This is a genomic window from Roseicyclus marinus (genome assembly GCF_036322625.1).
Classification (GTDB): Bacteria; Pseudomonadota; Alphaproteobacteria; order Rhodobacterales; family Rhodobacteraceae; genus Roseicyclus; species Roseicyclus marinus_A.
Map to the genome: position 1 here is coordinate 1,635,750 of NZ_AP027266.1, position 13,150 is coordinate 1,648,899.

Genomic DNA, 13,150 nt, shown 5'->3' on the forward strand with positions numbered 1-13,150 from the left:
GGACATGCTGGCACGTCTCGTTCCCCATCCGCTTCTGACCCTGTCGCTGGTCGTGGTTTGGCTGGCGCTCGTCAACAAGGTCACCCTTGGCAACGTGATCCTTGGCGCGGGTTTCGGCCTTGTCATTCCGATGCTGACGCGGGCCTATTGGCCGGATCGGCCACGGGTGCGAAACCCGCGCATGATCATCGAATACACGCTGATCGTGCTATGGGACATCGTCGTCGCCAATGTTCAGGTCGCGATGATCCTTCTGTTCCGGCCCGAGGCGCGGATCAACTCGGTCTGGATCACGGTGCCGGTCGAACTGACCTCGGCCGAAGCGATCACCGTCCTTGCCGGCACGATCACCATGACGCCCGGCACCGTATCAGCGACACTGTCCGCCGACAGCGCGGCCATCCTTGTCCACACGCTCGATACCGATGATCCGGACGGGGTGCGGGACCAGATCAAGACGCGCTACGAACGCCGCCTCAAGGAGATTTTCGAATGATCGAGATGGCGCTTTTCTTCGCGGCCAGTTGTTACGGGCTCGCCCTGATCCTCGATCTGTGGCGGATCGCGCAGGGGCCGACCGCTGCCGACCGTATCCTTGCGCTCGACACGATGGTCATCAACGTGATCGCGCTGTTGGTGCTGTATGGCATCTGGCGCGGGACGGCGATCTATTTCGAGGCCGCGATGCTGATCGCCATGGTCGGTTTCGTGTCCACCGTCGCCTATTGCCGCTACCTGCTGCGCGGCAACATCATCGAATAAGGGGGGCAGGCCATGGACATCATCGGTGAGATCCTGATTTCCGCCGCGCTGATCGTCAGCGGGATCTTCGGGTTTGTCGGCTCTTTCGGGCTGGTTCGGCTGCGCAACACCTTGCAACGCCTGCATGCCCCGACCAAGGCCACCACGCTGGGCGTGGGGGGAATGCTGGTTGCCTCGATGATCTGGTTCTACGTCGAAAAGGGCCAGTTCTCGTTCCACGAGCTTCTGATCACCATGTTCCTGTTTCTGACCGCCCCGATCACCGCGCATTTCATCGCCAAGGTGTATATGGTCCAGCACCTGCGCGGCGACGACCTGCCGCCCAGCGGAACAGGTGAGGGCTGGTCCCCCTATGACGACGCCCCCGAGGATCGTCGCACCCCCTGACAGGCAGCCACGAAGAGCCAAGCTCAAAGGGGGGAAGCATGGCTGAAACCATCACGGCGACACAGGCCAATACAAGGCTGCTCGGGGCAGGGGAGATCGCGCTGATCGACCTGCGAGAACCCGGACCCTTTTCCGAAGGGCATCCACTTTTTGCCGTGCCCTGTCCCTTCAGCCTGTTGGAAACGTCGATCGGCGCGCTGGTGCCGCGCCTGTCCTGCCCGGTCTTTCTGCTCGATGCGGGCGACGGGATCGCGGTCGAGGCTGCAAGTATTCTTGCCGGAATGGGCTACACGGATGTGGCGGTGATCGCAGCCGGTGCGCCCGGTTGGGCGGCGGCGGGGCTGACGCTCTACAAGGGGGTGCATGTTCCCTCCAAGACGCTCGGGGAACTGGCGGAACTCGCCCTTCACCCGCGCCCGCTGCCAGCCGAGCGATTGGCGCAGTGGCGCGACGAGGGGCGCAGGTTCCTGTTCTTTGACACGCGACCGGCGAGCGAACACGCCGAGATGACCGTGCCGGGCGCTGTCTGTCTTCCCAATGGCGAACTGGTGCACCGGATCGACAGCCTGCCCGCAGGGGCACCCATCGTTCTGACCTGCGCGGGCCGGACGCGGGGGATTGTGGGCGCAGCAAGCCTGTCGCTGTTCGATCCCAATCGCGAGGTCTGGTGGCTGGAGGACGGAACGCAGGGCTGGTGTCTTGCGGGACGGGATCTGGTCCGGGACAATGCCGTGGCCCCGCTGCCCGGCGTGGATGCCGAGATGACACGCAACCGCGCAGAGGCCTTCATGGCGGAACACGCCCTCGCCCTGATTACGGCCAAGGCGCTTTCGGCAGAACTTGGCGATCCTGGCCGCACCACTTTCGTCTTCGACGTGCGCGATAGCGCCGAGGCGAGGGCGGATCGCATCCCCTGCGCGACGGGCGCGCCGCTCGTCACGCTCGTTCAGGCCACCGACCGCTACATCGGCCCCCGGCGCGCGCGGGTCGTGCTTGTCGATGACTTGGGGGTGCGGGGGGCGCTTGGGGCTTTCTGGCTGCGCGCCCTTGGTCATGACGTGGCCGTATGCCGGATCGACGCGGCGTTGCGCAGCCTGCCGAGCCGGGAGTTTCCAGAACCAAAGCGACACTCGGTCTCGCGCATTGCCGCAGGGACAGCGCTTCAAACCGTGGCCGAAGGCAAGGCCATGCTGCTTGATCTGCGGGGATCAAGCGATCACATGGCGGGCACTGTGGCAGGGGCGGTCTGGTGCCATCGCGCGGCGTTGCAGGTTCCACCGCCGGGTATTGCGCCCCTTCTGATCGGCGATAGGACCGCGCGTGCCGAGCTTGCGGCGGCGACCCTGATCGCGCGCGGGCGGACCGATGTGCAGATCGTCGAGGGCGGATTGCCCGCCTTGCGCACCGCCGGTGCGCAGATCGTACCGGGGCAAGAGCTGGACCTGGACGAAGCCGTCGACATCATAAGCTTTGCCCATGGCCGCCACTCGGGCAATGCAGACGCGTCCCGGCTCTATCTCGCCTGGGAAAAGGGGCTGGTCGCGCAATTGAGCGCGGCGGAACGGGCGCAGTTTCTCATGTGATTGTCCGCTTGAGCGGCACGGCCATAGCAGGCTAGCACAAGATCATGGCCATCCTGACCGTAACGCTCAACCCGGCGATCGATCTAGAAACCACGACGCCGGAGCTTTTGCCGGGCGAAAAGCTGCGATGTCGCGAACCGCTGCGCGATCCCGGCGGTGGCGGCATCAACGTCGCGCGGGCGATCATCCAGCTGGGCGGCGCGGCAACAGCGCTTGTCGCCGCAAGCGGTGCAGAAGCCACGGCCCTCGTCGAGATGCTGGCAGGCTGCGGCGTATCCGTGGAATGCCTGCCTGCGCCCGGCGCGGTGCGGCAGAACCTGTCTGTCATCGAAGAACGGACAGGCCACCAGTTCCGCTTTATCTTTCCCGGCCCGGCATGGAACTCCGGCGATCAGGTGACCGTGTCGCAGGCGATCACGAACCGGGCAGGGCCCGGGGATTGGCTCGTTCTGTCCGGCTCCTTGCCCCCCGGCTTTTCAGCCGATGCGCTGGCGGCTCTTGTACGGCGGTTGTCGGGGCAGGGGGTGGAGGTCATGGCCGACACATCGGGCGCGGCCCTCAAAGCCTTGGCTGAGGGCAAGACGGGATTGGCCGTGTTGCGGATGGATGCGGCCGAAGCCGAAGCGCTTGCAGGGCGCGCCTTGCCGATGGCTGCGGACAGCGCGGCCCTTGCGACGGCTTTGGTGGCACAAGGGGCGGCAAGGGTCGTGATCATCGCCCGAAGGGCCGAAGGCTCGGTTCTTGCCAGTGCCGAGGGGCGTTGGTTTGCTCCGGCAGCGGATGTGGAGGTCGTGTCGCGCACCGGCGCAGGGGACAGTTTCGTCGCCGGTGCAGTGCTGGCGCTGGCGCGCGGATTGCCCTTGCCAGAGGTCCTGTCCCATGGGTGCGCCGCAGCCAGTGCAGCTGTCACCACCCCGGCAACCCGCCTCTGCGAGGCCGCGACGATGCAGGCTTTGCTGCCGTCAAGCGCGGCCCGCGCGATCTGAAAAACTGCGAATCGTGCCTGTTCGGGGGGCCATGGCGGCCTGTTCCGCTCCGGATTCCGGGCTCCGGGCAGCGCCTAAACCGCTTTGAGCGGCCCGGCGCACAGGAAAAGAACTGTCTTGTCAGATTTACAGTTGAAGTGTTCAAACTGTCATGTCAACTTTACAGTTATGGCTTTGGGAGGCGCCGCCTCCCTCCGCCGTTGAGCGGCGCGGCATTGTGCCCGCCGATTGTAGTCGCAAGAAAGGAGGGGCGGCATATGGCCGACGATCCCGATAAGGTCTGGCCGACCGGTCTGACCCTGAAAGAAGCAGAAGAGGTGCATAGCTACCTCATCGATGGCACCCGCGTCTTCGGCGCGATCGCGCTGCTCGCGCATGTGCTTGTGGCCGTGTCCACACCGTGGCTCGGCTGAGGAGGGCACAGCATGAACAACGCAAAGATGTGGCTTGTGGTCAAACCGACCGTGGGTGTGCCGCTGTTCCTCGGCGCCGTGGCCGTGGGCTCTTTTGCCGTCCATGTGGCGGTTCTGAGCAACACGACCTGGGTTGCCGATTTCCTCTCCGGCAGCTCGGCCGGTGGTGAAACCGCAGCACTTTCGACCGAACGTGGCGTTCTGCCCGCTTCGGCCGGGGCTACCGCGAACCTGCCGATGTATATCGACGCGAATGCGGATGGCACCCAATCGATGCGCGTGATCCTGCCCGATGGCCGGACCGCCACGCTGGTGGTTGACGATCTGACCCAGGCCGCGCTGCGGCAATAGGGGCTGATCCGATGCCGAACGACCGTGACAACCGGGTCGGAGGCCGCGGCTGATCCCGCACCCCCGACCCGATTCCGGCACGCCCCCGGACAGATGGTGATGATGGGCGGAATGGACGATTTTCCATCATGACCAGCCTTCGCGACACCGCGCTTCGGAAGATCCAGGGCATCGCGCCCCGGTTTCTTCCCTTTGCCGATGTGGCGACCGAAAGCGTGCCCCTGTCCCGTCTTCTGCGGCTGTCGCTGTTCCAGGTGACCGTGGGTATGGCGCTTGTTCTGCTGGTCGGCACGCTGAACCGCGTGATGATCGTCGAACTGGCGGTGCCCGCCTCGCTCGTGGCGCTGATGATCGCCTTGCCGCTGGTCTTTGCGCCCTTCCGCGCGCTTATCGGCTACAAATCCGACACCCACAGATCCGCCTTGGGCTGGCGCCGCGTTCCCTACATCTGGAAGGGGACTATGCTGCAATTCGGCGGCTTCGCGATCATGCCTTTCGCGCTTCTCGTGCTGTCGGGCTACCAGGACGCGGCCGAAGCCGCACCCTGGATCGGCCAATCGGCGGCAGCGCTGGCCTTTCTCCTCGTGGGTGCGGGGGTTCACACGGTTCAGACCGTGGGCCTGGCGCTGGCCACGGACCTTGTCGAGATCGAGGACCAGCCCAAGGTCGTGGGCCTGATGTATGTCATGCTGCTCTTGGGCATGATCGGTTCGGCCCTCGTCTTTGGATGGCTCTTGCAGGATTACACGCCCGGTCGGCTGATCCGGGTGGTTCAGGGGGCTGCCGTGATCACCATCGCGCTCAACCTTCTGGCGCTTTGGAAACAGGAGCCGCGCGACAGGGCGCGTGCCAACCGGGTCGAAACGCATCCTGAATTCCGCGATGCCTGGCGGCTTTTCGTTACGGGGCGGACGGCTGTCGGCCTCTTGATCGTCATCGCACTGGGCACCATGGGCTTTGGCATGGCCGATGTTCTGCTCGAACCCTATGGCGGGCAGGTCCTGGACCTGTCGGTCGCGGCCACCACGCGCCTGACCGCCGTTCTGGCCGCAGGCGGGCTGGTGGGCTTTGCCATCGCCTCGCGCGTGCTCATGAAGGGGCATGATCCACTGGACGTGGCCTGGTGGGGGGCCTTGATCGGCTTGCCGGCCTTTGGCCTCATCATCGCGGCAGGTCCCATGGGCGCGGCGTGGATGTTCGTTGCGGGCACGGCTGCCGCAGGACTTGGTGCGGGGCTTTTCGGACATGGCACCCTGACCGCGACGATGCGCAGTGCGCCGCGCGCGCAGGTCGGACTGGCCCTTGGGGCCTGGGGTGCCGTTCAGGCGACGGCGGCGGGTCTTGCCGTGGCGCTGGGTGGCCTTCTGCGCGATCTCGTCCTCGGGCTGCCGGGGGCAGAAAGTTTTCGCGCCGAGGCGGCCTATACGCCGGTCTTTACCCTCGAATTCGCACTGCTGCTGATGGCTGCGGTTGCGATCATCCTCGTGCGCCGAAAACAGGCGCGACTTTCCCAGACCGTGAGCTATGTTCGCAGCCAGGATCGACCGGGTCCGAAAGCTGTATCCAGTGACACCACGCCGCCCGACCGGCGGCCGACAGGAGGAGAGCCACATGACCACCGTCGTCTCACGGCTTTATGACAAGGTCGAAACCGCAAACCGGGTTGCGGACAAATTGCGCGCTCAGGGCTTTCCCGAGAGCACGCTCAGCATCATCACGAGTGCCGATGGCGCGGCCATCGCGGCTGCCCGCGTCGGTGAGGCGGCAGCCGCCGCCTATATGCGGGCAATGACGGGCGGTCAGGCGCTGTTCGTCTGCCGCGCACCCGTCACCCCGTTCGGGGCCGCGCGGGTTGCCATGGCCGCCGCCGACAGCGAAGCCTGGATCGATACGGGCCGGGGCGCCTGCAACGAATACATCCGCGAAGTCGCCAATCTCGAGAACCACACGCCCAGCATCCTGCCCAGCCATCCCTTGATGATGACGCGCGATGATTACGTAGGCTCGGGTTGGGCGCAGTGGAGCTTTTCGGGCATCTTCATGTGGCCCACCGTATCGCGGCGGCGCGATTACAAACCGTCAGTGATGCAAGGCACCCGCTACATGTCGCGCGGGTTCTGGCCGCGTCCGCTGCTCAGCAACAAGCCGCGCCGCGTGACCGCGATGCGCGGCGGGCGGCTGATGCTGAGCTCCGCGCGCTCGGTCTCGTCCCCGACGAAATCCTCGGTCCTGTCCGGCCATCCGCGCATTTTCGAGAAATTCGGCTTCCGCAGCCTGTCGGCCCATCGCTGACGACGCGGCACGATCCCAAAACAAAAAGGCCGAGCGCTTTGCCCGGCCTTTTTTCATTCCGCCGCCGCGCGCTTGGGCAAGACCCAGTTGGGGCGGGGAAAGTGGCAGGTATAGCCATGCGGGATACGCTGCAGGTAATCCTGATGCTCGGGCTCCGCCTCCCAGAAGGGGCCGACGGGTTCCACCTCCGTCACGACCTTGCCTGGCCAAAGCCCCGATGCCTCCACATCCGCGATCGTGTCGAGCGCGCATTGCCGCTGCCCGTCGTCCACGAAATAGATGGCGGACCGGTAGGACATGCCGCGATCATTGCCCTGACGGTTGGGCGTGGTCGGGTCATGGATCTGGAAGAAGAATTCGAGGATCTCGCGGTAACTGATCACCGCAGGATCAAAGATGATCTCGATCCCCTCGGCATGGGTGCCGTGATTGCGATAGGTGGCATTGGGGACATCGCCGCCGGTATAGCCCACCCGCGTCGCCAGAACGCCCGGTTTGTGCCGGATCAATTCCTGCATGCCCCAAAAACACCCGCCCGCCAGAACGGCGCGTTCGCGTTGGTCGCTCATGCCACATCCTCCACCTGGTCCAGATAATCGCCGTAGCCTTCGGCCACCATGTCATCGCGGTGCACGAAACGCAGCGACGCGGAATTGATGCAATAGCGCAGCCCCCCACGATCCCGCGGCCCATCGGGAAAGACATGACCCAGATGGCTGTCCCCATGGGTCGAACGCACCTCGGTCCGGATCATGCCATGGGTCAGATCCCGCAGCTCCGTGATATGGGCAGGCTCGATCGGCTTCGTGAAGCTGGGCCAGCCACAGCCGCTTTCGTATTTGTCCGACGATGCGAAAAGTGGTTCGCCCGAGACGATGTCGACGTAAATGCCAGGCTCCTTGTTGTAGAGGTATTCCCCAGTGCCGGGCCGTTCGGTGCCCGAGGCCTGCGTGACGCGATATTGCTCGGGCGTCAGACGGGCGATGGCATCCGGGTCCTTGGTATAGCGGGTCATGCGCGCTCCTGATCGGATTGGTCTGGGCGATATATGGGGTCTGCAAGGCAGGCTGTCCAACCTCCCGAGCAAACGAAAACCCCGCAAGCGGTGTTGCGGGGCTTCAGGAAGGGCAGGGACGCGGTTTGGCGGTTCAGCCGCCCCAGCTGCGGACCGGGCCGCAATCCATGTGGACGAAGTTCGATCGCGAATATCGTCCGACCCCGCCCGCATTGCAGGCGCGCGCCGCGTTGAAGATCTGGTTCACGGAACGGGAATTGACCCGCAGATCGGCCGCTTCGCCCTGCATGTGCAGCGAATTGCGCGCCACCCCGGAAGACCGGCTGCGCAACATGGCATTGGTTTCGGGGCTGCGATAGCCCGACAAAAGCATGTAGGGTTCCGAGGTTTCCAACAGACGATGCGCCGCCGTCATGATGTCGATGGTGCGCGGATCGATGGTGTGGACCTGGTTGTTGCGCCAGTCGCGCATGAAAAAGCTGATCTCTTCAAGCGCGGGGGCAATGTAGTCACCCTCGATCCAGTAGATCATGTCGATGCTTTCGCCAGCGCGGCCATTGTACATCGTGATACGGCGAACATCACCGGCCCCGCGCAGGAAACCCGTCGCATTGGCCATCATCGGTGCCGCAGTCACGGCAGTCGCAGCAAACGCACGCAAAAGCGCGCGGCGCGAAAACGTCGTCGTCGTCATTGGTCAGGTTGCCCCATGTCTTGCCCGTCCGTGATGCGTCGACCCCTTGTTCCGGAGCCTTCAAGACGCGTGCCATCCCCAGGCGCTGTGAGATTCATGACACAACTGAAACTTTCGTGAAAGTGCTAGTTGCGCTTCGATTCGAGCAAGCCCCGGATTTCGGCAAATTTTCGCCGGTCTTCGAATCGGACCGGGTGAAACTCCGCGCAACCGGGCACGCACCCGAAAGTGGGGACATCCACTGTTGCGGCCCGAGACCTATAGAAAAAAACTTTCGGCAATGTGAATGGACATGCTGGCTATCGCCTGTTTTCTTGTGTGCATAGCCGCAAACCAAAAGTTTCAAAGGCAGTCAAAGCCATGACGTTCAGTATCGCCCGCTCCGCGCTGCTTGCCGCCGCACTTGTGGCGGCACCGATTGCGACCCTTTCGCTCGCCCCGACCCCCGTCGAGGCACAGGCGTTTTCGGCCCTGCGTCAAGCCATCGCCGAGGCGGCCGCCCAGGACGAGGCGCTGGTCGCCTTCTATCGCGACCGCGATTTCCAGCCGGTCTGGACCGTGACCGAAGCCGCTGACAGGCGCGCGGCGCTCATGCGGGCGCTGGAACAGGCGCATGTCCACGGACTCCCGATCGACCGGTACGACACCGAAGGTCTGCGGGCGGCATTTCACGCCGCGACGAACCCCTACCTGCGCGGGCAGGCGGACGTGATGGCCAGTCGCATCTTCCTGCAATACGCGCAGGATGTGCATGGCGGCTTCATCGACCCCTCCACGATCATTCCCGACATCTTTCAGGATCTGCCGCATCGTGACCCCTATGGGCTGATGTCGGAATTCCTCGACAGCGATCCGCATCGGTTCATGGCGTCCCTGCCGCCGCAAAGCCCCGCCTATACGCGGCTGTTGCGCACCAAGCTGGAGCTCGAGGCGCTGGCCGCCGATGGCGGCTACGGTCCGACGGTGCAGGCGGGCAGCCTGCGTCCCGGCGATACGGGGCAGGCGGTCGTGCAGCTGCGCAACCGGCTGATGCGGATGGGCTATCTCGACCGCTCGGCCACCGCTGAATACGACAGCGCCCTTCAGGCGGCCGTGGTGAATTTCCAGGCCAACAACGGCATGACGGCTGATGGCATCGCCGATGCTGACACGATCCGCGCCGTGAACCGTTCGGTCGAAGACCATTGGAACGAGATCGTCCTGTCGATGGAGCGTCACCGCTGGCTCAATGACGGACAGGTCCATGACCGGCTGATCTTCGTCAACCTGACTGACTTCCACACCCGCGTCATCGACAACGGGGAGGTCAGCTTCATCACCCGCTCCGTCATCGGGGCCCGCGACCGCCAGACGCCCGAATTCTCCGACGAGATGGAGCATATGGTGATCAACCCCAGCTGGTATGTGCCGCGCTCCATCGCGATGCGCAGCTACATTCCCAACATTCTGGCGGGCGGCAGCACCTACATGCAGCTTTTGGCGGGCGGTCGGCAGGTGAACCCGGCCAGCATCGACATGAGCCAGTACACCGTGTCGAATTTCCCCTTCGACCTGCGCCAGCCTCCGGGGCCGCGCAACGCGCTTGGCACGGTCAAGTTCATGTTCCCCAACCGGCATGCGATCTACCTGCATGACAGCCCCGATCAATACCTGATGGAGCATGAGGTGCGGGCCTATTCCTCGGGCTGTATCCGGCTCGATGACCCGCATGAATTTGCCTATCACCTGCTCGCGCGGCAGACCGACGATCCGGTGGGCCTGTTCCAGGGCATTCTTGCCACGGGCGAGGAAACCTATCTCGATCTCGACGTGCATATTCCCGTGCACCTGACCTATCTGACGGCCTGGGTGGAATCCGATGGGCACATCCAGTTCCGCAACGATATCTACGGACGGAACGCACGGCTGTCGGCGGCCATCCAGTCGCTTGGGGTGGTCATGCCCGATCCGGCCAGCTAAAGCCTGATCCCGCGACATCAGGCGACGCGGGGTCGGCATGACGGGGTACAGCATTCAGCAGATCGCAACGGCGCTCGGGACCGAGGTTCTTGGCGACGGCACGATCATCGTCACCGGCGTGGCCGAGCCGGGGCAGGCGGGTCCCGATGACCTTGCCATGGCCATGAGCGCGAAATACGCCGCCGGCCTGGCCCAAGGCTCCGCGCGCGCCGCCGTGATCGGTGCGGGCATGGATTGGCGGGCCCTGGGCCTGCAAGCGGCCATCGTCGCGCCGCGCCCCCGGATCGCCATGGCCCATGTCACGTGCGCCCTCGATCCAGGCCCCGTCATCGCTGCAGGCATTCACCCGTCCAGCGTGATCGATCCGACCGCACGGATCGGGGCGGGGGCCGCCATCGGACCCTTCGTCGTGATCGGCCCCGATGTGCAGATCGGCGCGCGCGCGCGCATCGCAAGCCATGTCTCCATCGCCGAAGGGGCCCGGATAGGCGATGACGCCCTAATCTTGCAGGGCGCGCGGGTGGGCGCACGCGTGATCATCGGGGACCGCGTCATCCTGCAACCCGGCTGTGTGATCGGCGGCGACGGGTTCAGCTTCGTCACCCCCGAAACCAGCCAGGTCGAAACCACCCGCGCCACCCTTGGCAAGGCTGACGGGGCCGTGACGCCGCAAGGCTGGACGCGCATCCACTCGCTCGGCTCGGTCCGGATCGGCGATGATGTCGAGATCGGGGCCAATGCCACCATCGACCGGGGCACGGTCGCCGATACGACCATCGGGAATGGGACCAAGCTCGACAACATGGTCCATGTCGGCCACAATTGCCGCATTGGGCAGGATTGCCTGCTCTGCGGGCAGGTCGGCATCGCGGGATCGGTCACCATCGGCGACCGCGTCGTGCTGGGCGGCCAGACCGGTGTCGCCGACAATCTGGAAATCGGATCGGACGTGGTGACGGGGGCCTCCACCATCATCCTGTCCACCGTGCCCCCCGGCCGGGCGCTTCTGGGCTATCCGGCGGTGCGCATGGAAACGCAGGTCGAGATGTACAAGGCACTGCGCCGCCTGCCACGCCTGGCCCAGACCGTCGCAGCCTTGCAGAAAGCCGTTTTCAAGACGGACAAGACATCTTAAGTGACGCGCAAGCCGGGCAAGAGGGTTTGGGCATGTCTGACGCTATCCGTGACAAGGTGATCGCGATCATCGCCGAACAGGCGGTTCTGGAACCCGGAGACGTGACGCCCGAGGCGACATTGGCCGATCTTGGCATCGACAGCCTTGGACTGGTCGAGTCGATCTTCGCGATCGAGGAAGCCTTCGACATCCAGGTGCCGTTCAACGCAAACGAACCCGACCAGAGCGATTTCGACATCTCCTCGGTCGCGGCCATCATCGCCGCCGTCGAGGCGCTCGTCGCCGACCAAAAGGGCGGCTGAGCAGATCATGCGCCGCGTCGTCATCACCGGGCAGGGCACGATCAACGCGCTCGGGCATGACGTGCCCACGACGCTCGAAGCCATGCGCGAGGGACGCTGCGGGATCGCGGAACTGGAATTGCGCGACCTCGACCGCCTGAGCGTGCGGATCGGCGGGCAGGTCAAGGGCTATGACCCAGAGGCGCTGTTCAACCGCCAGCAGATCGCGCTTTATGATCGTTTCACCCAATTCACCCTGATCGCCGCCCATCAGGCGCTGGACGGATCGGGCCTGACCTTCGCGGGCGAACTTGCCACACGGTCCGGTGTTGTGCTGGGCACGGCGGGTGGCGGCGTGAACACCTGGGACGAGAATTACCGCACCGTCTACGAAGAGGGAAAGAACCGCGTCCATCCCTTCGTCGTGCCGAAGCTGATGAACAATGCTGCGGCCTCGCATGTGTCGATGGAATGGAACCTCAAGGGTCCGTCCTTTTCGGTGGCGACCGCCTGCGCTTCCTCGAACCACGCGATGGGGCTGGCCTTTCAGCTCATCCGGGGTGGGCTGACGGATGTGATGGTCACCGGCGGCTCGGAGGCGATGCTGTCCTTTGGCGGCGTCAAGGCCTGGGAAGGTTTGCGCGTCATGTCCAAGGACGCCTGCCGCCCCTTCAGCGCCAACCGCAACGGGATGGTGCAGGGCGAGGGGGCCGCCGTGTTCGTTTTCGAGGAATACGAACATGCCAAGCGGCGCGGGGCCGATATCCTGGCCGAGGTGGTGGGCTTCGCCATGACGTCGGACGCCGCCGATATCGTGATGCCCTCGAAACAGGGGGCCGCGCGCACCATCGCCGGCGCACTCAAGGATGCGCGGCTGAACCCGTCCGATGTGTGCTACATCAACGCCCATGGCACCGGCACCGCCGCCAATGACAAGGTCGAATGCGCCGCCGTGGCCGATGCCTTTGGTCACCATGCCGATGACCTGATGATCTCCTCGACCAAGTCCATGCACGGCCACCTGATCGGCGGCACTGGCGCGGTCGAGCTTCTGGCCTGCATCATGGCGCTGAAGGACGGGATCATCGCGCCCACCATCGGCTACGAGGAAGCCGACCCGGAATGCGCGCTCGATGTCGTGCCCAATGTCGCCCGCGAAGCCAAGGTCGAAGCCTGCCTGTCCAACGCTTTCGCCTTTGGCGGATTCAACGCCGTCCTCGCGCTGCGCCGCGCGCCCTGATCGGGCGGCCTCCACCCTGAACGAAAAACGCCCGCCCCAAGCGGGACGGGCG

At 64.7% G+C, this 13,150-nt stretch carries 16 protein-coding genes; 13 read left to right on the plus strand and 3 right to left on the minus strand.

Translation table 11 applies throughout. The features are described from left to right. Window positions 1–4 precede the first annotated feature (4 nt). The 9 genes from AABA51_RS07845 to AABA51_RS07885 all read left to right on the plus strand — a co-directional run bounded on the left by AABA51_RS07845 (window position 5) and on the right by AABA51_RS07885 (window position 6,774). Window positions 5–496 carry a Na+/H+ antiporter subunit E gene (locus AABA51_RS07845; protein ID WP_338276187.1) on the plus strand — a complete coding sequence of 164 codons (492 nt, stop codon included), beginning with the start codon at window positions 5–7 and terminating at the stop codon, window positions 494–496. Beyond that, window positions 493–762 (plus strand): K+/H+ antiporter subunit F, encoded by a 270-nt coding sequence (locus AABA51_RS07850; RefSeq protein WP_338276189.1) that lies wholly within the window; start codon window positions 493–495, stop codon window positions 760–762. Before AABA51_RS07845 ends, AABA51_RS07850 begins: the two co-directional genes overlap by 4 nt. Before the next feature lie 12 nt (window positions 763–774). Further along, window positions 775–1,149: a Na+/H+ antiporter subunit G gene (locus AABA51_RS07855; protein ID WP_338276191.1), complete on the plus strand. Its 375-nt coding sequence runs from the start codon at window positions 775–777 to the stop codon at window positions 1,147–1,149. A 38-nt stretch (window positions 1,150–1,187) separates the two neighbouring features. Then, window positions 1,188–2,732 carry a rhodanese-like domain-containing protein gene (locus tag AABA51_RS07860; protein WP_338276193.1) on the plus strand — a complete coding sequence of 515 codons (1,545 nt, stop codon included), beginning with the start codon at window positions 1,188–1,190 and terminating at the stop codon, window positions 2,730–2,732. A 44-nt stretch (window positions 2,733–2,776) separates the two neighbouring features. Further along, on the plus strand, window positions 2,777–3,718 hold the full coding sequence (locus AABA51_RS07865) for a 1-phosphofructokinase family hexose kinase (protein WP_338276195.1): 942 nt from the start codon (window positions 2,777–2,779) through the stop codon (window positions 3,716–3,718). 257 nt (window positions 3,719–3,975) lie between these two features. After that, complete coding sequence (pufB, locus tag AABA51_RS07870; protein ID WP_277822569.1) at window positions 3,976–4,131, plus strand: light-harvesting antenna LH1, beta subunit; 156 nt, start codon at window positions 3,976–3,978, stop codon at window positions 4,129–4,131. Between the two features lie 12 nt (window positions 4,132–4,143). Beyond that, a complete protein-coding gene (locus AABA51_RS07875) occupies window positions 4,144–4,482 on the plus strand; it encodes a light-harvesting protein (protein ID WP_338276196.1) in 339 nt (112 codons plus the stop codon). 128 nt (window positions 4,483–4,610) lie between these two features. Beyond that, window positions 4,611–6,122 (plus strand): PucC family protein, encoded by a 1,512-nt coding sequence (locus AABA51_RS07880; protein WP_338276198.1) that lies wholly within the window; start codon window positions 4,611–4,613, stop codon window positions 6,120–6,122. After that, window positions 6,094–6,774 (plus strand): hypothetical protein, encoded by a 681-nt coding sequence (locus AABA51_RS07885; protein WP_338276200.1) that lies wholly within the window; start codon window positions 6,094–6,096, stop codon window positions 6,772–6,774. The genes AABA51_RS07880 and AABA51_RS07885 overlap by 29 nt, the downstream gene beginning before the upstream one ends. 53 nt (window positions 6,775–6,827) lie before the next feature. Here the strand turns inward: AABA51_RS07885 and msrA are convergent, their stop codons facing one another. The 3 genes from msrA to AABA51_RS07900 all read right to left on the minus strand — a co-directional run bounded on the left by msrA (window position 6,828) and on the right by AABA51_RS07900 (window position 8,483). Beyond that, window positions 6,828–7,343, minus strand: a complete 516-nt coding sequence (gene msrA, locus AABA51_RS07890) for a peptide-methionine (S)-S-oxide reductase MsrA (protein ID WP_338276202.1) — start codon at window positions 7,341–7,343, stop codon at window positions 6,828–6,830. After that, on the minus strand, window positions 7,340–7,789 hold the full coding sequence (gene msrB, locus AABA51_RS07895) for a peptide-methionine (R)-S-oxide reductase MsrB (protein WP_338276204.1): 450 nt from the start codon (window positions 7,787–7,789) through the stop codon (window positions 7,340–7,342). The genes msrA and msrB overlap by 4 nt, the downstream gene beginning before the upstream one ends. 133 nt (window positions 7,790–7,922) lie before the next feature. Next, entirely contained in the window at window positions 7,923–8,483 is a 561-nt protein-coding gene (locus AABA51_RS07900) for a YcbK family protein (RefSeq protein WP_338276206.1), read from the minus strand. A gap of 360 nt (window positions 8,484–8,843) precedes the next feature. Between AABA51_RS07900 and AABA51_RS07905 the strand changes: the two genes are divergently transcribed. From AABA51_RS07905 to AABA51_RS07920, 4 genes are read left to right on the plus strand one after another with little or no spacing between them, the layout of a single operon-like run. Next, on the plus strand, window positions 8,844–10,442 hold the full coding sequence (locus AABA51_RS07905) for a L,D-transpeptidase family protein (RefSeq protein ID WP_338276208.1): 1,599 nt from the start codon (window positions 8,844–8,846) through the stop codon (window positions 10,440–10,442). A gap of 37 nt (window positions 10,443–10,479) precedes the next feature. Further along, window positions 10,480–11,577: a UDP-3-O-(3-hydroxymyristoyl)glucosamine N-acyltransferase gene (locus tag AABA51_RS07910; RefSeq protein ID WP_338276210.1), complete on the plus strand. Its 1,098-nt coding sequence runs from the start codon at window positions 10,480–10,482 to the stop codon at window positions 11,575–11,577. A gap of 32 nt (window positions 11,578–11,609) precedes the next feature. After that, entirely contained in the window at window positions 11,610–11,879 is a 270-nt protein-coding gene (locus tag AABA51_RS07915; protein ID WP_338276211.1) for an acyl carrier protein, read from the plus strand. 7 nt (window positions 11,880–11,886) lie between these two features. Further along, window positions 11,887–13,098 (plus strand): beta-ketoacyl-[acyl-carrier-protein] synthase family protein, encoded by a 1,212-nt coding sequence (locus AABA51_RS07920; RefSeq protein ID WP_338276213.1) that lies wholly within the window; start codon window positions 11,887–11,889, stop codon window positions 13,096–13,098. Window positions 13,099–13,150 lie beyond the last annotated feature (52 nt).